Below are 20,526 nucleotides of genomic sequence, written 5' to 3' on the forward strand. Positions count from 1 at the left end.
TCAGGAACTCGCGAAGCTGGCGCGAACCGAGTTCTCCGCCAACTGCTTCCGTTCGTCCGCGGTGAGGCCCATGCCGGCTTCGAGGGCGGTGAAGTTGTCGTCGACGTAACCGCCGAAATAAGCGGGGTCGTCGGAATTGATCGACACCGACAGACCGCGGTCGAGCATCTGCCGTAGCGGCAACTGCGCGACGTCGTCGATCACCTTGAGCCGCACATTGGACAACGGGCAGACGGTGAGCGGAATCTGTTCCTCGACAAGTCGATTCACCAGCGCCTCGTCTTCCAGGCATCGCACGCCGTGATCGATGCGCTCGACCTTCAGCAGATCCAGTGCCTGCCAGATGTAGTCGGGCGGGCCTTCCTCACCGGCGTGGGCGACCACGTGCAGGCCCTCGGCGCGCGCCTTGGCGAACACGTCGACGAACAGCGACGGCGGGTAGCCGACCTCGGCGGAGTCGAGACCGAGGCCGATGATCGGAGCCTTCATCGCCAACAGATCGTCGAGCAATTGGTTGGCGTGCAGCACCGGCTTGTCTCGCAGGATCGACGCGATCAACCCGCTGGTGACGCCGAATTCGCGCTCGCTGGTCGCGCACGCGTCTGCCAATCCCTCGACGACAGCCTGGAGCGGGACACCGCGCTCGGTGTGCGCCTGCGGATCGAAGAAGATCTCCGCATGCGTCACCCCGGCCTGCGCGGTGCGGCGGAAGTACGCGCGCGCCAGATCGGCGAAGTCCTCGGCCGTGCGCAACACGGCCATGTTCGCGTAGTACAGATCGAGGAAGGACTGCAGGTCGGTGAACTCGTACTTCGCCTGCAGTTCGTCGATATCGTTGTACGGCAGCGTGATTGCGTTGCGCTCGGCGAGATCGAAGATCAGCGGCGGTTCGAGCGACCCTTCGATGTGCAGGTGCAGTTCGGCCAGTTGATCGTTACTCACTCATACGATTCTACTTGCCGGTGTACGTCGCCTTACCCGGGCCGACCTCGAGGAAGCTCGTCACCGCACCGCGCAGATCCTCGGTCTCGAACAATGCGCCCGACACCGCGGACGTGATCTCGTCCGCGTGCGCCACACCGCCCGAACGCCACGCCGCCACAATCTGTTTCGTCGCCGCATGGGCGACGGTAGGGCCGTCGGCCAGTCGGTGAGTCAACGCGAGCGCCGCGGCATCGACGTCGTCGTGAATTTGATTGACCACGCCCCACTCTTTCAACGTCTGGGCGTCGTACAGATCACCGGTCATGACGAATTCACGTGCCCGACCCGACCCTGCCCGCTCGGCCAAACGCTGCGGTCCGCCCATCGACGGCGTCAATCCGACCACGGTCTCGACCAGACCGAACTTGGCCTTGGGCCCGGCGAGAACGATGTCGCAGGCCAGCGAGATCTCGAACGCCGCGGTGAGCGTCAAACCGTGCGCGGCGTAGATCACCGGGCACGGCAACGCCTCGAGCGGATGAATGATGCCGGCGAACAAACCACGCCACAGATCGGTGCCTTCGGCCGCAGACAATCCCTCGAACACGTGCACGTCGACGCCCGCGGAGTTGACCTTGCCCTCGGCACGCAGCAGCACCGCACGCGGCGGATTCGCGGCCAGATCGGCGACGTTCGCGGCCACCGCGTCGAACATCGCCTGATCGAACAGGTTGAGGGGGCCGTGATCGAAGGTCAGGACAGCGACCTCGGCACCGGCCGCAGTGGTCGATCGAACGAGCGAGGTAGGTGCGTCAGCCATCCTCGCATAGTGCCACACGCGTTCCGGGGCGTTGTTACCAACGAGTATTGTTCGCGTATTAGCCGTTACCGAGAGGAACAAGTAAGTGAAGCGCAGCCTGTTCGAGTCCGACCACGACGACTTCCGCGCATCGGTACGCGAGTTCGTCACCAGGACCATCACGCCGGTGGAGGAGAAGCTGGTCGAACAGCGATACATCGACCGTGAAATCTGGCTCGAAGCAGGACGCAACGGATTCCTCGGCCTCGAAGTACCCGAGGAATACGGCGGCAGCGGAGCCGAGGACTACCGATTCAACGCCGTCCTCGGTGAGGAACTCGCCCGCTCGAGTGCCGCGGTGGCGTCGTGCTTCGGTATCCACGTCGACATCGTCGCGCCCTACCTCGTCAAGCTCACCACCGAGGAGCAGAAGAAGCGCTGGCTGCCCGGGTTCTGCAGCGGCGAGATCCTCACTGCCATCGCCATGACGGAACCCTCCGGCGGCTCGGACCTCGCCGCACTGAAGACCACCGCCGTCAAGGACGGCGACGACTTCATCATCAACGGCTCGAAGACGTTCATCACCAACGGCAATTCCGCCGATCTCGTCATCGTCGCCACGCGCACGACGCCCGAGAAGAAGGCGAAGGGAATCACGCTGTTCGCCGTCGAGAACGGCACCGAAGGATTCACCCGCGGCCGCAAACTCGACAAGGTCGGCCAGCCCGAATCCGACACCGCCGAACTGTTCTTCGAGAACGTGCGAGTGCCCAGCGCCAACATGATCGGCGAATTCGACGGTGGCTTCATCCACATGATGCAGCTGCTCCCCCAAGAACGCATCAGCTGCTCGGTGGCCAACCTCGGACACGTACGGCCCATTCTCGAAGAGACACTGCAGTACGCCAAGGACCGCAAGGCATTCGGCCAGCAGATCGGCTCACTGCAGTGGAACAAGTTTCTGCTCGCCGAACTCGTCACGAAACTCGATGTAGCTCAGGCATACATCGACAACTGCATTGCCGCTCACGGCCAGGGCGAACTGACCGCCATCGATGCAGCCAAGGCCAAGTGGTGGAGCTCGCAGGTGCAGAACGAAATCCTCGATCACTGCGTCCAGCTGCACGGCGGCTACGGATTCATGAACGAATACCGCGCCGCCCGCGCCTGGAAAGACGCTCGCGTGACCAAGATCTGGGCCGGATCGAACGAAATCATGAAGGAGCTGATCGGCCGGGATCTGGGGCTGTAGTGCCTGCGGCACTCACTCGAACGCAGGCCGGGCGTAGAAGCAGACCGCGACCATGCCGACCAGGAGCACGACGGCGGGCAGAATCAGCGACTGCGCCATGGCGTTGGTGAACCCGTCGCGCAGCATCTCCGGCACTCGGCCGGCGAATTCGTTTGCGCCAGAGGCCGATCCCCCGGCAGGTAGCTCCGCGGCCAGCCGAGACTGAATGAGCGCGCCGATGCCCGCACTGCCGAGCACGGACCCGATCATGCGCGTGGTGTTGTAGATTCCCGAACCGGCGCCCGCCTGGCTCATCGGCAAGTTACGAGTTGCGGTGGCCGCCAGGGGCGACCAGATCAACGCATTCGCCACACCCATTGCGGCGACGGGGAGCAGCAACTTCCAGATGGCCGTCGTGGGCGTCATCTCGTAGGCGAACCACACCAGCGACGCAGCGAGGATGAACAGCCCTGATCCGGCGATGTACCGCGGATGCGTCTTGTCGACGAGTTTGCCGATATTGGGTGCGAGCAGTCCGGTGAGCAGCGCCATCGGAACGAACAGCAATGCCGATCGGGTGGGCGTCAGACCGGTGACGCTCTGCGCATAGAACATGATGGGCAGCATCATGCCGGCCATCGCGAAACCCATTGCGGCGATGGCGATATTGGACAGCGAGAAGTTGCGATCGCGGAACAGGGCCAACGGCACCAGCGGCTCGCTGGTATTCACGGACTGCCAGTAGACGAACCCCGCGAAGACGAGCAGACCGACACCGATGAGAATCCAGACGCCGGTACCCCAGTCGTACTTCTGACCCTCCTGGATACCGAAAACGATGCAGAAGAGTCCGACGGCGCTGAGCGCAACGCCTACTAGATCGAACTTGTGATCGTGGGTCGGCAATACCGGAACGAACTTCAGCGCCAACGCAATTGCGAGAATGCCCACCGGCACGTTGATGAAGAAGATCCATTCCCAGCCGAGCGAGTCGACCAGCACACCGCCGAGAATCGGCCCGACGAGCGTTGCGACGCCTGCAACGGCACCCCATGCCCCCATCGCCGTTCCGCGCTTCTCGGCCGGAAACACGCGAGTGATCACTGCCATCGTCTGCGGGGTGATCATCGCCGCGCCGAGGCCCTGAACCGCGCGGGCAGCGATGAGCATCTCGATCGATCCCGACAGTCCACACCACACGGACGCGAGGGTGAACAGCACCAGGCCGGCGATGTACAGATTCCGAGGACCGAACTTGTCGCCCAATCGGCCCGTGACCAGCAGTGGTACTGCGTAGGCCAGGAGGTACGCGCTGGTGACCCAGATGACGTTGTTGATGTCGGTGTTCAGCCCGGTGAGGATCGCAGGTTGCGCAACCGCGACGATCGTCGTGTCCACCAGGATCATGAAGAAGCCCAAGCACAGTGCCCACAGCGCCGGCCACGGTCTGATCTCTTGCTGCGACGGGGCAGTCTCGACGGAATTCATGTAGCGCTCCCTATCCCCGAAGTCGGGTTCGTGTGATGCGCGGAGATGTGATGCGGCCAGTCGAGCTCGCCGCTGTCGATCCGATCGAGGTAGCGCGTCAGCCACTGCACTTCTGCGCGCAGCATGTGGTAAATGTAATCGATTCCGGCCCAATAGATTTGGGATATCTGTCGATCTGCTGCGAGCTGTTGATAGCCCGACAGTTCCTCGATGTCCGCGGTCAGGTCCACCATTCGCTCCCGCAACAGGGCGGTCGCGTCGGATGCGGGAAGATTGTGCATTTCGGACAGGCCGAGGACGAACTGCGGGTATTCACGAACCGGCGTTCTCAGAATTTCGGTCAGCCGATCGGTGAGCACTTGCCGTCCGGCCGAGTTGATCCGATAGGTGGTGCGCTCTGGACGTCTGCCACCCCTGTCGGTTCCGACCTCGTCGACCAGCTTCTGCTCGTGTAGACGCGCGACCGCGTGATAGAGCGAACCCGGGCGAATCTTGACGATGCGATCTTCCTTGCGAGAGAGCAGCAGTTGATACATCTCGTAGGGATGCATCGGGCCCTCCGCCAGCAGAGCCAGAATCGAGACGCCCAGCGGATTGACGGTTCCGGCTCGCATCGATCCCCCCTGCCACCTATCCCGCACGAATTATTCCAACTGGAACATAGGGCCGGAGGCAGCCTCGAGCAACCCGGACAATGCGCCCACCAGGGGACAAAGGCGTCTTTCGACGCAGAATGGGCACCGACCGCGGTCGATGCCCTTACCGAACAGACGAAGGCCGGATACTCGGAATTACTTCCGTGTATCCGGCCTTGTCACCGAGTTTCTGGTGCTGAAAAAGTCTAGAGTTTCAGTCCACCAGGAGAAATCGGGTTACGAAGCTTGAATCAGATGGCGCGGACGCCGGTAGCCTGGGGGCCCTTCTGACCCTGGCCCACCTCGAACTCCACGCGCTGGCCCTCGTCGAGCGACTTGAAGCCGCTACCCTGAATCTCCGAGTAATGAACGAAAACGTCCGGTCCGCCACCATCCTGCTCGATGAAGCCGAAGCCCTTTTCGCCGTTGAACCACTTCACACTGCCCTGCGTCATTCTGTAAACCTTCTGTAAGCGAGCTAGATCTTCACGTCGAAGCTCTAATCTCAAAGCCGAGTCTGCCATCTATCGGCGCTGAGCGAAACACCGGGGGCGAAAAAGTTCGAAAGATTGCTTTGGGACGGTGAAACAGAAATGCCGCCACAGCTGCCGCAGCCCGTCGGTTCCGGTGCCGTCGCTACTGTCGAACCGTGGAATTGCCTGCCTACGATGCCGACCGATTCGATCCCCACCGACTCGACATCGTCCGACTCGCCTGGTGCCGCCGGCTGTCGTTGGACGACCGTGCCCTCGATACCACCGCGGACCGCGTCGAACATCGGACCGACACCGAGAACATCGTCGTACTCCGACTGGCGCAGACCACTGTGATCGTCGGTCCCACCTGGGCCGTGGACGCCGCACGCGGCATCGAGGGCCAGGCAGACACCGGTCGGACGTGGTTGTCGACGCTGCTGGGCGATCGCGTCGAGCAGTACGAGATCGACTCCCACACGCTGGCCTACGGATCCGAGATCGGCCACACCATCGACGTGCACGATCCGCTGATCTCCCACGACGCAGAACACGCCCGCGCTCTGGCGGAGCGCTGCAGCGAGGCCGACGTGACGGAGGCATTCGGCGAGCCGGTGTCGCGGCACTGGTTCACGTTGCTCGGGGACGACCGACCCGCGGATTCGGCGCGATCCCTGGCCTCGGCCGGGTACTCGGAAGAAAACATGATCCTGGCCGACATGCGTGTTCTCACCGACCCGGACCACCGACGACACGGATACGCCGTCGTCGTCGGCCGGCTCGCGACCAACGACGCCATCGACGACGGCCTGATACCGCAGTGGCGAGCGCGACCGGAGAACACGACCGCTCGACGCCTTGCCGCCCGGCTCGACTACGTGGAGATCGGTGCCTGCCACAGCGCCGTGCGTCGAACCTAGGCGCTTGAATCCGTTCCGGACTGGGTAGCGTTCGTGAAACCGACCGATGTGAGGAGTTCGATCATGGCCGAGGACGCCGCCTACGTGAAGCCGGGCAAGGAATTCAAGCGCGACACCAACTACATCCCGACGCGCATCACCGCCGACGGCCGGGACGGCTACCCGGTGGAGCCCGGGCGTTACCGTTTGATCGCGGCGCGAGCCTGCCCGTGGGCCCACCGATCCATCATCGTGCGACGTCTGCTGGGACTCGAAGATGTTCTGTCCCTCGGCATTCCGGGTCCGACCCACGACCCACGCAGCTGGAACTTCCAGGAAGAGCCGGGCGGCGTCGACTCTGTTCTACAGATCCCTCGGCTGCAGGACGCCTACTTCGCACGGTTCCCGGACTACGAACGAGGCATCACCGTGCCGGCGATCGTCGACGTTCCCACCGGCCAGGTCGTCACCAACGACTACCCGCAGATCACCCTCGACCTCAGCACCGAGTGGACGCAGTACCACCGCGAGGGCGCGCCCGATCTGTACCCGGAGGCGCTCCGCGGCGAGATCGACGAGGTGGCCGATCTTGTGTTCAGGGACGTCAACAACGGCGTCTACCGTTGCGGGTTCGCCGGATCGCAAGAGGCATACGAGAAGGCGTACGACCGCCTGTTCGCTCGCCTCGACTGGCTCGTCGAACGGCTGTCCACCCGGCGGTATCTCGTCGGCGAACACATCACCGAGGCCGACGTGCGACTGTTCACCACCCTCGTCCGTTTCGATCCCGTCTATCACGGCCACTTCAAGTGCAACCGCAGCAAGCTCACCGAGATACCGGTGCTGTGGAACTACGCACGCGACCTGTTCCAAACTCCCGGATTCGGTGACACCGTCGACTTCGATCACATCAAGCGTCACTACTACGAGGTGCACACCGACATCAATCCGTCGGGCATCGTGCCGAAGGGGCCCGATCTGGCCGGGTGGCTCGAACCGCACGGACGTGAATCACTCGGCGGATCACCTTTCGGCGACGGGACTGCGCCGCAGCCGCCGAGGCCGAACGAACTGGTCCCGCCCGAGCACTGGGTGTAACAGTGACGGCTAGGTGCCGGCGTAGGTGCCGAAGCTCCAGTGGACCCCCTCGGCGTCGCGGCAGGTGAAGCCGCGGCTGCCGTAGTCCTCCTCGCGCAGCCCCTGCGTGACGGTGCCGCCCGCCGCGACGACGCGATCGTGGATGCCGTCGGGGTCATCGGTGACGATGTAGATCGACCCGACCCCCGGCGGCAGTTCTCCGATGGCACTCGCGTCGCGGACACTGCCCAGCATCACCCCGCCGCCGTCGGGCCAGCGCAGTTCCGCATGGTCGACGCGGTCGCCTTCGCCGTAGACCGCGCGCTCCTCGAATCCCAACACGTCGACGATGAATCGGATGGCGTCGCGTGCGTTGTCGTATCTCAGGGTGGGCCAGATATGTGTCGTCATGACGCCATACTTTGCTCGTCGCCGGCCGCGCAGTCTTGGACGAATGAGAACACTTCACGCTCTCGCCACGTCGTCGGCGACATACCGGCCATCGCCCGCCATTCTCGGTTCATGTGCGGCTGGTCGTAGAAGCCGCATTCGGCCGCCAGCGCAGCGAGGTCGGTACACGCCGGATCGCGCCACCGTCGATGCGAGCGATGGAACCGCGCGATGCGCACCGCCTCCTTGGGACCGACACCGAACTCGGCGCTGAACTTCGATACCAGGTGCCTTCTGCTCCAACCGAGGTCGAGCGCCACGTCCGCGACGCTCTGTACCGGACCCGACGTCAGGGCGGTCCAGGCCCGAGCAAGACGGGAATCGAGGTCGAACTCTCGCAGGCAACGCAGGAGGATCTCGTCCACCACATCGAACCGGGCCGCCCACGCCGGTGCCGCGCACACCCGCTCACGGAGTTCGGCTGCGTCCGCGCCCACCAGATCGTCGAGCCCGACCAGCCACTCCCCCAGCGCCGCCGTAGGAACCCCCAGCAACGCGCGCGAGCCGAGCGGCGTCAACGACAACTGAATTCCCGACTGATTGCCGTCGTGGGTGATCGTCACCGGCGACGTCGTGATCCCACTCGCCAGCGTCTCGAACACGCCCGCACCCTGACGCGGAGCCCGGGCGATCTCCAAGCGCGGCTCCATCGCCACGATCACCGTCAGATACGGACCCGGCATTCCCACGTGCTCACCCGGTGCCAATCCACGCGTCCGATACCCCTCGTACGGCCGCACGAACGGGCGCAACGCCGGACACGGCGCGCGGCGCGCGCCGTCGGACACCACCTCGCTCGGAGGAATCTGCACTCCGCGAGTCTAAATTGCCCCGTACGTGTGCAACGGAGAATTCGCGGGTAACTCCCCCGACGAGCGTCACCGACGCTCACAACCGGAAGAGGTATCGATGGCAGGCAAGAAGCACGACGCTCAGGTCGAGATCTCGAGCGGAGGCAGGCTCGAAAAAGCCCTGGTCAACATCCTGGACAACGCCAGCCGCCTACAGGGACCCGCCGTCGACAAATACGTCGCGCACGTGCGTCGAGCACACCCGTACGACACCCCGGCCCAGATCATCGAACGGCTCGAGAAGCGATTCCTGCTGGCGGTCACCGGAAGCGGATCGGCAGTGGGAGGCGCAGCGGCGGTCCCCGGAATCGGTACGGTCGCATCGCTCGCCGCCGTGGGTGCCGAGACCGCCTTCTTCATCGAGTCGTCGGCTCTGCTGACGCTGTCGGTCGCATCCGTGCACGGCATTCCCGTCGAGAATCACCAGCAGCGACGCGCTCTGGTGCTGTCGGTGGCACTGGGCGAATCGGGCATGCAGATCGTTCAACGAACAGTGGGCAAGACAGCCAAGAACTGGGGCCCGCTCATCACCTCACGCATTCCGGGCGGCTCGATGGCCAGCATGAACAAATCGTTGGTGAAGAAGTTCGTCACCAAATACCTGGCCAAGCGCAGCGCACTGCTGGTCGGCAAGATGCTCCCCGCAGGAATCGGCGCGGCGATCGGCGGCGCGGGCAACCGCGTGGTCGGCAAGGGAGTCATCAAGAACGCGCGTGACGCCTTCGGCCCGCCGCCCGCACGGTTCCCGGAAAATCGCATCATCGAACCGGACGAATGAGACTGCCAGGAATCTTCGAGAGGCTGTTGCGTTGACATCGAACATGACCTCCACACCTGAACTCGGCAAGTACGGCGTCTGGCGACTGCACTCGGCGTTCACGCCGGAGCTCTCCCGCGCCATCGAGTCCTTCGGCTACGGGACCATCTGGCTCGGCGGATCACCGCCCGCGGACCTGACGACCACCGAGGAGATCCTCGACGCCACCGACACCGTCGTCGTCGCCACCGGCATCGTCAACATCTGGTCCGATGCAGCCGCCGACGTCGCCGCGTCGTATCACCGCATCGAGAGCAAGCATCCAGGACGATTCGTCCTGGGCATCGGTGCCGGTCACCCCGAGGCCACCCAGGAATACCGGAAGCCGTACGACGCGTTGGTGAGCTACCTCGACGACCTCGACGAGGCCGGGGTCCCGATGGAGCATCGGGTCCTCGCCGCGCTCGGCCCCAAGGTGCTCGCGCTGGCCGCGAGCCGTACCGCAGGCGCGCACCCCTATCTGACCACTCCCGAGCACACCCGTGAAGCCCGAGAAGCATTGGGGCCGAACAAGATTCTCGCCCCCGAGCACAAGGTGGTGCTCGAGACCGATCCGGAGAAGGCACGCGCGATCGGTCGGCCACCGGTGAACAACCCCTACCTGCATCTGCGCAACTACACCAACAATCTGAACCGGCTCGGCTACTCGGACGAGGAAATCGGCGACGGCGGCAGTGACCGACTCATCGACGCGCTCGTCGCACACGGCGATGCCGACGCCATCGCGGCGCGACTCGACGAACACCTCACCGCCGGCGCGTCGCACGTGACGCTGCACTCGCTGCCCGACGACGCCGACCCGCTCGAGACGTACCGGGAGATCGCTGCAGCGTTGCACCGCTGAAACCGGGGTCATCCCGCCCGTCGGTCACACCCCGTAACCTCGTGTACCGGTTGCCGCCAAGCAACCGGCACACGAGGTGCACCGACGGCCAGGGGGACACCGCACAGATGACCAGCTACTCGGCTCCGGCGCTGGAAGCGCAGGCTCTGACGAAACAATTCGGTACCGTTCGCGCGGTCTCGGACCTGAGCTTCGTCGTTCCACGCGGAACCGTCACCGGCTTTCTCGGGCCGAACGGCTCCGGCAAGTCCACGACACTGCGGATGCTGCTCGGCCTCGTCGCCCCGACCTCGGGCATCGGCCTCGTCAACGGCATTCCGTTTCGCACGGCGACCCACCCGGCCCGTACCGTCGGTGCCGTTCTCGACTCGCTGAGTCTGCATCCCAAACGCAGCGCCGAGCACCACCTGAAGATCTACACCGCAGCGATCGGGGTACCCGACAGCCGCGCCCTCGACGTCCTGAACCTTGTCGGTCTGGGCGACGCGACGCACCGCGCAGCAGGCGGGTTCTCCCTCGGCATGCGTCAGCGACTGACGTTGGCCACGGCTCTGCTGGGAGACCCCGAGATTCTTGTGCTCGACGAACCCGCGAACGGCCTCGATCCCGAGGGAATTGCGTGGCTCCGGGACTTTCTGAAGGCGTTCGCGGCGTCGGGGAGAACCGTTCTGGTCTCGAGCCACATCCTGCGCGAGATCGAGCAGACCGTCGACAACCTCGTCATCGTCAGCGCCGGCACCCTGATGTACCAGGGATCCATCGCCCAGCTGCGATCCACCCGCCCGAGCCGCGTGCTCGTCGCTGCGTCCGACCCGGCGAAACTGGCTCTGGCGTTGGCGTCCACCGGGCTCACCGACACCCAACTGCTGCCCGACGGCCGCATCGGCGTCGCGGGTGCCGACGCCGCCACCGTCACTCGCATCGCCGCCGACGCGGGCGTCACGGTCTTCGGCACCACCAGCGAACACGTCGACCTCGAGCAGGTGTTCCTGTCCATGACTGCCGGTCAGTACACCGCAGCACCCGTCCAACCCACTGCATACGGACCGCCGCCGGGATACGGACCGCCGCCGGGTTACGGGCCGCCGCCGGGATACGGGCCGCCGCCCGGATACAACCAGGGGTACGCACCGCCGCCACAGAACTACGGCACACCGCAGAACTGGAACGGGGGTTCGCGATGAACGCACTGTTGACGTCCGAGATCCGCAAGGTCACCACCCTGAAGTTCTGGTGGGCGCTGGCGATCGCACCGATCGTCGTGGGCGTGTTCGCATCCGTCATCACCTCGGTGATCGCGAACCAGCTGGGCGAGTTCGAGGAAGACCTTCAGATCGCCGGCGGAGTCGCCTCCATCGGCCTGTACGTCGCCGCCGGTGCCGCCATTCTGTTCGCCGGCATCTTCGGCGCGGTCAACGCCGGCACCGAGTTTCGACACAAGACCATCACCACGAGCTTCCTGACGGCCCGCGGCAGGGACGGCGTCGTGGCCGCCAAACTCATCGTCACCGCCCTGTTCGGCCTGGGGTACGGCCTCGTCGTGCTCCTCGCGAGCCTGGTATGTCTGCTCATCTTCAGCGAACGGACCATCGTGCTCGACGGCGCCTTCATCGGCGTCGTCGCGTCGTGCCTGCTCGCCGTTGTGTTGTGGTCGTTGATCGGGGCCGGGCTCGGATTGCTGCTCAAATCCCCGACCTGGGCCGCCATCGTGCTCGTCGCCTGGCTGCCGTTCGGTGAAGGACTGCTGTCCCTGATTCTGTTCGGCGTCGGTTTCGGCCCGGTGGCCACTGCGCTGCCGTCGAACCTGACGTTGCCGACAATGGCCGCGACCCAATTGGACGACGCGGGCGACCTCGCGTCGTGGCCGTGGGCTCCGCTCGGCCTTGCCCTGTGGGCCGTGATCCTCACCGGTGGCGGTTGGTTCCTGGCCCGTACCCGAGACATCGACTGACCACCGGCATCGGTGGGGATGCTCGCCCGATCCTGCTGTCGGTAGCCGGGTCTACCGTGTGAATCGATGGCACACAGCGAATATGTGAAGGATCGAGCGGGGACGGACGGCAATACGGGCAGTACCCGTCTGCTGGAAACCGACCCCCGCTCGTCCGGCGTACCCACCGACTCCCGGCCGACGACCGCGTCGTCGATCACACCGCGTGGCTGGATCAGACGTCTGCTCGCGCAGTGCATGCTGCACCGACGGACGGCACTCGGCGCACTGGGCGTGACCATGCTCGCCGCCCTCATCGACATCTCGTTCCCGCTGCTGACTCGCCTTGCGATCGACGACGCCGGTGCCGGCAAGAACGACGTGATCGCCGGAGTCGCGATAGCTATCGCACTGCTGGGTGCTCTTCGGTTCGCCTGCCAGTTCGGTCGACGCATGCTCGCCGGGCGCCTGTCGATCGATGTTCAGCACGATCTGCGGATGGACCTGCTGGCGTCGCTGCAGCGCCTCGACGGTCGTAAGCAGGACGAAATCCGAACCGGCCAGGTCGTGTCGAGATCGATCACCGACCTGCAGTTGGTACAGGGTCTGCTCGCCATGGTGCCGCTCTCGGCCGGGGCAATTCTGCAGTTCGTCCTGGCCCTGGTCGTGATGGCATATCTCTCGCCGCTGCTCACCCTCGTCGCTGTCGTCATCGTTCCCGCGGTCAGCGTCGTCGTCTACCGAATGCGACCCACCCTCTTCGCTGCCACGTGGTCCGCACAACAGCGCGCCGCCGATCTGGCGCAGCACGTGGAGGAGACCGTCACCGGAGTCCGGGTGGTCAAGGGCTTCGGGCAGGAAGCGCGTGCGGTGGATCGCATCGAAGCTCTCGGGCGCAGGCTGTTCGCCGAACGCATGCGCTCGGCCCGCATCAATTCACGGTTCGCACCGACCATGGCAACCATTCCTCAGCTCGGACTGGTCGGCGTCATCGCTCTCGGCGGCTGGTTGGCACTGCACGGCCACATCACGATCGGCACCTTTCTCGCCTTCGCCACCTACGTGGCCACGCTGTCCGCCGTCACCCGAACCGTGTCGTCGGTGGTGATCATGGCGCAGCTCTCGCGTGCGGCCGTCGAGCGCGTCTACGAGGTGGTCGACACCGAGCCGACCGAACCGGAGCCGGCACACCCAATCGCACTGCCCGACGGACCCCTCGGCGTCCATCTGGCCGGCGTCACGTTCGGATTCGAGGCAGAGCGCACCGTCCTCGACGGCCTCGACCTGAGCATCGCCCCCGGCGAGACGGTGGCCGTCGTGGGACACGCGGGCTCGGGAAAGACCGCGCTCTCCCTGCTGCTCCCCCGCTTCTATCGCCCTACTCGCGGCCGGATCGCGGTGACCTCCGGGGACACGTCCATCGACATCGACGACCTCGATTCGGCGTCACTGCGCGAAGCGGTGTCGTTGGTCTTCGACGAACCGTTTCTGTTCTCCGACACCATCGCCGCCAACATCGCGCTCGGCAGGCCCGAGGCAAGCGCGGAGGAGATCGAACACGCGGCTCGACTGGCTCAGGCCTCGACCTTCATCGACGCTCTGCCCGAGGGCTACGACAGTCTCGTCGGCGAACGCGGCCTCACCCTCTCGGGCGGGCAACGTCAACGGATCGCCCTGGCTCGCGCCCTGTTGGTCGAGCCGCGGATTCTCGTCCTCGACGACGCCACCTCCGCCGTCGACGCCGAGACCGAGGCAGCCATCTTCGACGCGCTCCGCGGGGTCCGTACCCGCGCCACCCTCGTCCTCGCACACCGCCGATCGACACTGACGTTGGCCGACCGAGTAGCCGTCCTCGACGGTGGACGCATCATCGACACCGGCACAGTCGACGAACTCGACGAGCGTTGCCCACTGTTTCGCGCGCTCCTCGCCGGCGGAGACGACGAGGTGCACAGCGACGCCGCACCCGAGCCGCGTACGGAACCGTCGGCAGCAGAGCTCTGGCCGGACGATGCTCTGGAAGCCGCATCGAACCCCGGTGCCGCGATGCCGCCCGCAGGCGCCGGGGGCGGAGGAACCCACGGTGCAGCGATGGCCGGCGCATTCGGCTCGTTGGCACCGACGCAGGCCATCTCCGACGCGGTGGCAGCCCTACCACCGGCAACAGAGGAACCAGGCGGATCGGGACAACAGTTGCGTCGACCAGACCCGGAATTCCGGCTGTCACGACTGCTGAGTCCTGTCCGGCTGCTGCTGGCAGGTGTCGTGGTGCTGCTGGCGCTCGACTCGATCGCCTCCATCGCCTTTCCCTCACTCGTCCGGTACGCGGTGGACAGCGGCGTGGCGCGCGGGGACTCCGACACCCTGTGGATCGCAACATCGATAGGCGTCGCCCTGGCTGCTGCCAGCTGGTTCGTGGTCTGCGCGACAACCGTGCTCACCGCACGAGCCGGCGAGCGGGTGCTGTTCGGATTACGAGTACGCAGCTACGCGCACATTCAGAGACTCGGGCTGGACTACTACGAGCGCGAGCTGTCCGGTCGCATCATGACCCGTATGACCACCGACGTCGATGCACTGTCGTCGTTCATCCAGACCGGCGCGTCCACGGCCGTGGTCAGCGTCCTGACCGTCGTCGGCATCGCGATCGCACTGCTCGTCACGGATACGACTCTCGGGTTGGTCGCCTTGGCGGTCGTGCCGCCGCTCGCCGTCGCAACCGTCGTCTTCCGACGCATCTCCTCGGCTGCGTACTCGACCTCGCGCGAACGCATCTCCATCGTCAACGCCGACTTCCAGGAGAACGTCACCGGACTGCGCGCAGCGCAGGCGTACCGACGTGAGGAGTACGCAGCCTCCCGCTTCGCCGAACGCAGCAACCGCTACCGAGCGAGCCGCATGCGATCGCAGACCGCGATCTCGGTGTTCTTCCCGTTCATCACGCTGCTCTCGGATGTCGCGCTGGCCGTCGTCGTCTTCGTCGGTGCGCATCAGATCGCCACCGGCACCGCGACCGAGGGCACCCTGGTGGCGTTCGTGCTGTACCTCGGACTCCTCTTCGGCCCGATCCAGCAACTCTCGCAAGTATTCGACGGCTACCAACAGGCCCGCGTCGGCGTCGGCCGAATCGGAGACCTCCTACGTACGACGAGTTCGATCGAAACAGCGACAGCGGCCGGGTCCGGTGCAGTCGTCGGCGATCGGCTGCACGCCGACATCGACCTCGTCGACGTCAGCTTTCGGTATGCCGGAGCTCACTCCGACGCTCTCAGTGAGGTATCTCTCAGCATCCCGGCCGGCACCACCGTCGCATTGGTCGGCCGCACCGGGGCAGGCAAATCCACCGTCGTCAAGCTTCTCGCTCGGTTCTACGACCCGACCTCGGGTTCGGTACGCGTGGGTGGCCACGACCTCCGCGACTACCGGTTGTCCGACTACCGCCACCGGCTGGGCGTGGTACCGCAGGAAGCCCACCTGTTCACCGGAACGATCGCGTCGAACATCGCGTACGGCAGGCCCGACGCCAGCCGGGCCGACATCGAGAACGCGGCACGATCGGTCGGGGCCCTCGACACCATCGCTGCACTTCGCGGCGGTATGCAGCAACCTGTCGGCGAACGCGGCCAAGGGTTGTCGGCCGGCCAACGACAGCTCATTGCGCTGGCCCGCGCCGAATTGGTGGATCCCGATCTACTCCTACTCGACGAAGCGACCGCGACTCTCGATCCGGCTACCGAACGCAAAGTCCTCGAAGCCAGCAACGCCGTTGCGCGGACCCGCACCGCAGTGGTCGTCGCGCACCGACTGGCTACCGCCGCACGAGCGGATTTGATCGTGGTCGTCGATGGTGGTCGTATCGTGGAAGTCGGACAACACTCCGAACTTCGCAAACGGGACGGCTTCTACGCCACATTGTGGACTGCAGCCGAAACGAACCGGGGGAATAATTCGATAGTCAACAGGGTCATCGACAACGAGGCCGATGGTTACCGGTGAGTACATATCACAGCTACGTCCCGGACGCACGCGATCTCGACCGGAGGTCTAGCCTGGAGTCGTACGCGCGCTGATCGGGAACGAAGACAGAAACGAGGCGAACTACTGCCGTGAGCAGCAGCTCTACTACCCAATTCGGACAAAATCAATGGCTGGTCGACGAGATGTACCAGCGGTTCAAGCAGGACCCGTCGTCCGTCGACGCGAGCTGGCACGAGTTCCTCACCGATTACGACCCCGAAGCCGTGACCGACGAGAACCCCATCTCCAACGGTAAGTCCGGTTCCAACGGCTCGGCCTCGAACGGCAGCTCGGCCAAGTCCGCTCCTCCCGCAGCACCCGCGCCTCCCGCGAAGCCCGCCGCCTCGGCTGCGAAGGCCGAAGCCCCTAAGAAGGCCGAAGCTCCCAAGGCTGCTGAAACCAAGCCTGCGCCGGCGAAGTCGGCCCCGGCCAAGCCGGCCGAGAAGAAGGCAGCCCCGGCCAAGCCCGCCGCAGCCGAATTCGGTGAAGAGTCGAGCAAGATTCTGCGCGGCGCAGCTGCAGCGGTTGCCAAGAACATGTCCGCCTCGCTGCAGATTCCGACAGCTACCAGCGTGCGAGCCATCCCGGCCAAGCTCATGGTCGACAATCGCCTCGTCATCAACAACCACCTCGCGCGTACCCGCGGCGGCAAGATCTCGTTCACGCACCTGCTCGGCTACGCCATCGTGCAGGCCGTCAAGGCGTTCCCGAACATGAACCGCCACTTCGCCGAGGTCGACGGCAAGCCCAATGCCGTCACTCCGGCGTCGATCAACCTCGGTCTGGCGATCGACCTTCCCGGCAAGGACGGCAACCGTTCCCTCGTCGTCGCGGCCATCAAGAACACGCAGGACTTCACGTTCACGCAGTTCTACAACGCGTACGAGGACATCGTCCGGCGTGCGCGCGACGGCAAGCTCACCGGCGAGGACTTCCAGGGCGTCACGATCTCGCTGACCAACCCCGGCGGAATCGGCACCGTCCACTCCGTCCCGCGCCTGATGAACGGCCAGGGCGCCATCATCGGTGCCGGTGCCATGGAGTACCCGGCGGAATTCCAGGGTGCCAGCGACGAGCGTCTCGCCGAGTTCGGCGTCGGCAAGCTCATGACGCTGACGTCGACGTACGACCACCGCATCATTCAGGGTGCGGAGTCGGGCGACTTCCTCAAGACGATCCACAATCTGCTGATCAGCGACGAGTTTTACGACGAGCTGTTCCATTCGCTCAAGATCCCGTACGAGCCGATCCGCTGGCGCAAGGATCTGCCCGAGGGCACCGTCGACAAGAACACCCGCGTGCTCGAGCTCATCGCGGCGTACCGCAACCGCGGTCACCTGATGGCCGACACCGACCCGTTGCAGTTCACCAAGGACAAGTTCCGGATGCATCCGGACCTCGACGTAATCAGCCACGACCTGACGCTGTGGGACCTCGACCGCGAATTCAAGGTCGGCGGATTCCACGGCAAGGACAAGATGAAGCTGCGCGACGTGCTCAGCGTCCTGCGCGACTCGTACTGCCGCCACGTCGGCGTCGAGTACACCCACATCCTCGAGACCGAGCAGGTCTCGTGGCTGCAGGAACGCGTCGAAGCCAAGCACGTCAAACCGACTGTGGCACAACAGAAGTACATCCTCAGCAAGCTCAACGCAGCCGAGGCCTTCGAGACGTTCCTGCAGACCAAGTACGTCGGACAGAAGCGCTTCTCGCTCGAAGGTGCCGAGTCGGTCATCCCGATGATGGACTCCGTCATCGACCAGAGCGCCGAGTACGCCCTCGACGAGGTCGTCATCGGCATGCCGCACCGCGGTCGTCTGAACGTGCTGGCCAACATTGTCGGCAAGCCGTACTCGAAGATCTTCACCGAGTTCGAGGGCAACATGAACCCGGCTGCCGCTCACGGCTCCGGTGACGTGAAGTACCACCTCGGTGCCGAGGGCACGTACATCCAGATGTTCGGCGACAACGACATCAAGGTCTCGCTCACGGCGAACCCGTCGCACCTCGAAGCCGTCGACCCCGTTCTCGAAGGCCTCGTCCGGGCCAAGCAGGACCTCCTGGACAAGGGCACCGGCCAGGGCGGTTACTCCGTGCTGCCGCTCATGCTGCACGGCGACGCAGCCTTCGCCGGCCAGGGCGTCGTCGCGGAAACGCTGAACCTGTCCGATCTGCGTGGCTACCGCACCGGCGGCACCGTGCACATCGTCGTCAACAACCAGGTCGGCTTCACCACCTCGCCGGAGTTCTCGCGCTCGTCCGAGTACTGCACCGACGTGGCCAAGATGATCGCTGCGCCGATCTTCCACGTCAACGGCGACGACCCCGAGGCCTGTGCCTGGGTGGCTCAGCTGGCAGTGGACTTCCGTCAGAAGTTCCACAAGGACGTCGTCATCGACATGATCTGCTACCGCCGTCGCGGACACAACGAGGGCGACGACCCCTCGATGACCCAGCCGGCGATGTACGACGTGATCGACACCAAGCGCAGCGTCCGCAAGAGCTACACCGAATCGCTCATCGGCCGTGGTGACATCTCGCTCAAGGAAGCGGAGGACGCGCTCCGCGACTACCAGGGTCAGCTCGAACGCGTCTTCAACGAGGTACGCGAACTCGAGAAGTACACCCCGGAGCCCAGCGAATCGGTCGAACTCGACCAGCAGTTGCCGACCAAGCTCACCACCGCCGTCGACAAGGCCGTGCTGCACCGCATCGGTGATGCGCACCTCGACATCCCCGAAGGATTCAACGTGCACCCCCGCGTCAAGCCGGTGCTCGAGAAGCGTCGGGAAATGGCGTACGAGGGCAAGGTCGACTGGGCCTTCGGCGAACTGCTCGCACTCGGCTCGCTCGTGGACGAGGGACGCAACATTCGTTTCTCGGGCCAGGACACCCGCCGCGGCACGTTCACGCAGCGTCACTCGGTGATCATCGATCGCAAGACCGGCTCCGAGTACACGCCGCTGCAGAACATCGGCAGCGACAACCCCGGCAAGTTCATGGTCTACGACTCCGCACTGAGCGAGTTCGCGGCCGTCGGCTTCGAGTACGGGTACTCCGTGGGCAACCCGGACGCACTGGTGATGTGGGAAGCGCAGTTCGGCGACTTCGTCAACGGTGCCCAGTCCATCATCGACGAGTTCATCTCGTCCGGTGAAGCCAAGTGGGGACAGCTCTCCGACGTCGTGCTGCTGCTCCCGCACGGCCACGAAGGTCAGGGCCCGGACCACACGTCCGGACGCATCGAACGCTTCCTGACGCTCTGCGCCGAAGGGTCGATGACCGTCGCACTCCCCTCGACCCCCGCGAACTACTTCCACCTGCTGCGTAGGCACGCGCGTGACGGAATCCGTCGCCCGCTGATCGTCTTCACCCCGAAGTCGATGCTGCGCAACAAGGCAGCAGTGAGCAACATCGAGGACTTCACCGACGGCAAGTTCCACTCGGTGTTCGACGAGCCCACCTACGACACCGGCACCGGCGACCGCAGCAAGGTCAAGCGGGTGCTGATGGTCAGCGGCAAGCTCTACTACGAACTGCTCGCCCGCAAGCAGAAGGACAACCGCGACGACGTCGCCATCGTCCGCATCGAGCAGCTCTACCCCGTGCCGACTCGTCGGATCCGGGAAGCACTCGAGAGCTACCCGAACGCAACGGAATTCCGCTGGGTTCAGGAAGAGCCTGCGAACCAGGGTGCGTGGCCTTTCTTCGGTCTCGCACTGCCCGAACTCATGCCCGAGAAGCTGGTCGGCATCAAGCGCATCTCCCGTCGCGCCATGTCCGCACCGTCCTCGGGATCGAGCAAGGTGCACGCCGTCGAGCAACTCGAAATCATCGACGAGGCCTTCAACAAGGTCGGCGAAGACTAGATCTCCGACAGCGACAAGCGGCCCACTCCTTCGGGGGTGGGCCGCTTTCGTCGTTTCTGTGCGCACCCGGGTTGGGATCAATGTGGGATTCAGTCGGTCAGACTGCAACAGAGCCGCATTCATTCGGCTGTCGCCTCGGCCGCACTTCGGATGAATGTGGGATTCAGTCGGTCAGACTGCAACAGAGCCGCATTCATTCGGCTGTGGCCTCGGCCGCACTTC

Annotated in this window: 16 protein-coding genes; 9 read left to right on the forward strand and 7 right to left on the reverse strand. The window is 64.8% G+C overall.

The window, feature by feature from the left end; translation table 11 throughout:
- Both E4P29_RS23060 and E4P29_RS23065 read right to left on the reverse strand, forming a co-directional pair.
- Window positions 1-942, reverse strand: a complete 942-nt coding sequence (locus E4P29_RS23060) for an adenosine deaminase (protein WP_027498006.1) — start codon at window positions 940-942, stop codon at window positions 1-3.
- Window positions 943-952: 10 nt separating this feature from the next.
- Window positions 953-1,744 (reverse strand): enoyl-CoA hydratase/isomerase family protein, encoded by a 792-nt coding sequence (locus E4P29_RS23065; RefSeq protein ID WP_135047332.1) that lies wholly within the window; start codon window positions 1,742-1,744, stop codon window positions 953-955.
- A gap of 85 nt (window positions 1,745-1,829) precedes the next feature.
- On the opposite strand from E4P29_RS23065, the gene E4P29_RS23070 reads away from it, so the two are divergent.
- The gene (locus tag E4P29_RS23070) at window positions 1,830-2,975 is read left to right on the forward strand and encodes an acyl-CoA dehydrogenase family protein (RefSeq protein ID WP_135047333.1); all 1,146 of its coding nucleotides are present in this window, start codon (window positions 1,830-1,832) and stop codon (window positions 2,973-2,975) included.
- Window positions 2,976-2,987: 12 nt separating this feature from the next.
- Here the strand turns inward: E4P29_RS23070 and E4P29_RS23075 are convergent, their stop codons facing one another.
- The 3 genes from E4P29_RS23075 to E4P29_RS23085 form a co-directional block, all read right to left on the reverse strand.
- The gene (locus E4P29_RS23075; RefSeq protein ID WP_135047334.1) at window positions 2,988-4,442 is read right to left on the reverse strand and encodes a DHA2 family efflux MFS transporter permease subunit; all 1,455 of its coding nucleotides are present in this window, start codon (window positions 4,440-4,442) and stop codon (window positions 2,988-2,990) included.
- Window positions 4,439-5,056: a PadR family transcriptional regulator gene (locus E4P29_RS23080; RefSeq protein ID WP_135047335.1), complete on the reverse strand. Its 618-nt coding sequence runs from the start codon at window positions 5,054-5,056 to the stop codon at window positions 4,439-4,441. The genes E4P29_RS23075 and E4P29_RS23080 overlap by 4 nt, the downstream gene beginning before the upstream one ends.
- 272 nt (window positions 5,057-5,328) lie before the next feature.
- Window positions 5,329-5,532 (reverse strand): cold-shock protein, encoded by a 204-nt coding sequence (locus E4P29_RS23085; protein ID WP_008714360.1) that lies wholly within the window; start codon window positions 5,530-5,532, stop codon window positions 5,329-5,331.
- A gap of 194 nt (window positions 5,533-5,726) precedes the next feature.
- Between E4P29_RS23085 and E4P29_RS23090 the strand changes: the two genes are divergently transcribed.
- Together E4P29_RS23090 and E4P29_RS23095 are read left to right on the forward strand one after the other, a co-directional pair.
- Window positions 5,727-6,470: a GNAT family N-acetyltransferase gene (locus E4P29_RS23090; protein ID WP_135047336.1), complete on the forward strand. Its 744-nt coding sequence runs from the start codon at window positions 5,727-5,729 to the stop codon at window positions 6,468-6,470.
- A 63-nt stretch (window positions 6,471-6,533) separates the two neighbouring features.
- The gene (locus E4P29_RS23095) at window positions 6,534-7,547 is read left to right on the forward strand and encodes a glutathione S-transferase C-terminal domain-containing protein (RefSeq protein WP_135047337.1); all 1,014 of its coding nucleotides are present in this window, start codon (window positions 6,534-6,536) and stop codon (window positions 7,545-7,547) included.
- 9 nt (window positions 7,548-7,556) lie between these two features.
- Here the strand turns inward: E4P29_RS23095 and E4P29_RS23100 are convergent, their stop codons facing one another.
- Both E4P29_RS23100 and E4P29_RS23105 read right to left on the reverse strand, forming a co-directional pair.
- Window positions 7,557-7,937: a VOC family protein gene (locus tag E4P29_RS23100; RefSeq protein WP_135047338.1), complete on the reverse strand. Its 381-nt coding sequence runs from the start codon at window positions 7,935-7,937 to the stop codon at window positions 7,557-7,559.
- The gene (locus E4P29_RS23105) at window positions 7,934-8,788 is read right to left on the reverse strand and encodes a helix-turn-helix domain-containing protein (RefSeq protein WP_245154458.1); all 855 of its coding nucleotides are present in this window, start codon (window positions 8,786-8,788) and stop codon (window positions 7,934-7,936) included. The genes E4P29_RS23100 and E4P29_RS23105 overlap by 4 nt, the downstream gene beginning before the upstream one ends.
- Window positions 8,789-8,885: 97 nt before the next feature.
- Between E4P29_RS23105 and E4P29_RS23110 the strand changes: the two genes are divergently transcribed.
- The 6 genes from E4P29_RS23110 (at window position 8,886) to E4P29_RS23135 (ending at window position 20,304) form a co-directional block, all read left to right on the forward strand.
- Window positions 8,886-9,605 (forward strand): hypothetical protein, encoded by a 720-nt coding sequence (locus E4P29_RS23110; RefSeq protein ID WP_135047339.1) that lies wholly within the window; start codon window positions 8,886-8,888, stop codon window positions 9,603-9,605.
- A gap of 43 nt (window positions 9,606-9,648) precedes the next feature.
- On the forward strand, window positions 9,649-10,488 hold the full coding sequence (locus E4P29_RS23115) for an LLM class F420-dependent oxidoreductase (RefSeq protein WP_135047340.1): 840 nt from the start codon (window positions 9,649-9,651) through the stop codon (window positions 10,486-10,488).
- 107 nt (window positions 10,489-10,595) lie between these two features.
- On the forward strand, window positions 10,596-11,672 hold the full coding sequence (locus E4P29_RS23120) for an ATP-binding cassette domain-containing protein (RefSeq protein ID WP_135047341.1): 1,077 nt from the start codon (window positions 10,596-10,598) through the stop codon (window positions 11,670-11,672).
- On the forward strand, window positions 11,669-12,439 hold the full coding sequence (locus tag E4P29_RS23125; protein ID WP_135047342.1) for an ABC transporter permease: 771 nt from the start codon (window positions 11,669-11,671) through the stop codon (window positions 12,437-12,439). Before E4P29_RS23120 ends, E4P29_RS23125 begins: the two co-directional genes overlap by 4 nt.
- 237 nt (window positions 12,440-12,676) lie before the next feature.
- The gene (locus E4P29_RS23130) at window positions 12,677-16,414 is read left to right on the forward strand and encodes an ABC transporter ATP-binding protein (RefSeq protein ID WP_135047366.1); all 3,738 of its coding nucleotides are present in this window, start codon (window positions 12,677-12,679) and stop codon (window positions 16,412-16,414) included.
- 110 nt (window positions 16,415-16,524) lie between these two features.
- A complete protein-coding gene (locus tag E4P29_RS23135) occupies window positions 16,525-20,304 on the forward strand; it encodes a multifunctional oxoglutarate decarboxylase/oxoglutarate dehydrogenase thiamine pyrophosphate-binding subunit/dihydrolipoyllysine-residue succinyltransferase subunit (RefSeq protein WP_135047343.1) in 3,780 nt (1,259 codons plus the stop codon).
- Window positions 20,305-20,526: the final 222 nt, after the last annotated feature.

This window comes from Rhodococcus sp. 1R11 (assembly GCF_004563845.1).
GTDB lineage: Bacteria > Actinomycetota > Actinomycetes > Mycobacteriales > Mycobacteriaceae > Rhodococcoides.

What these genes read in the sequence shown, in the direction of transcription:
- E4P29_RS23130 (WP_135047366.1), top strand. Translation starts at nt 12,677, where the DNA reads ATGCTGCACCGACGGACGGCACTCGGCGCACTGGGCGTGACCATGCTC.
- E4P29_RS23120 (WP_135047341.1), top strand. Translation starts at nt 10,596, where the DNA reads ATGACCAGCTACTCGGCTCCGGCGCTGGAAGCGCAGGCTCTGACGAAA.
- E4P29_RS23110 (WP_135047339.1), top strand. Translation starts at nt 8,886, where the DNA reads ATGGCAGGCAAGAAGCACGACGCTCAGGTCGAGATCTCGAGCGGAGGC.
- E4P29_RS23075 (WP_135047334.1), bottom strand. Translation starts at nt 4,442, where the DNA reads ATGAATTCCGTCGAGACTGCCCCGTCGCAGCAAGAGATCAGACCGTGG.
- E4P29_RS23095 (WP_135047337.1), top strand. Translation starts at nt 6,534, where the DNA reads ATGGCCGAGGACGCCGCCTACGTGAAGCCGGGCAAGGAATTCAAGCGC.
- E4P29_RS23085 (WP_008714360.1), bottom strand. Translation starts at nt 5,532, where the DNA reads ATGACGCAGGGCAGTGTGAAGTGGTTCAACGGCGAAAAGGGCTTCGGC.
- E4P29_RS23065 (WP_135047332.1), bottom strand. Translation starts at nt 1,744, where the DNA reads ATGGCTGACGCACCTACCTCGCTCGTTCGATCGACCACTGCGGCCGGT.
- E4P29_RS23125 (WP_135047342.1), top strand. Translation starts at nt 11,669, where the DNA reads ATGAACGCACTGTTGACGTCCGAGATCCGCAAGGTCACCACCCTGAAG.
- E4P29_RS23100 (WP_135047338.1), bottom strand. Translation starts at nt 7,937, where the DNA reads ATGACGACACATATCTGGCCCACCCTGAGATACGACAACGCACGCGAC.
- E4P29_RS23080 (WP_135047335.1), bottom strand. Translation starts at nt 5,056, where the DNA reads ATGCGAGCCGGAACCGTCAATCCGCTGGGCGTCTCGATTCTGGCTCTG.
- E4P29_RS23115 (WP_135047340.1), top strand. Translation starts at nt 9,649, where the DNA reads ATGACCTCCACACCTGAACTCGGCAAGTACGGCGTCTGGCGACTGCAC.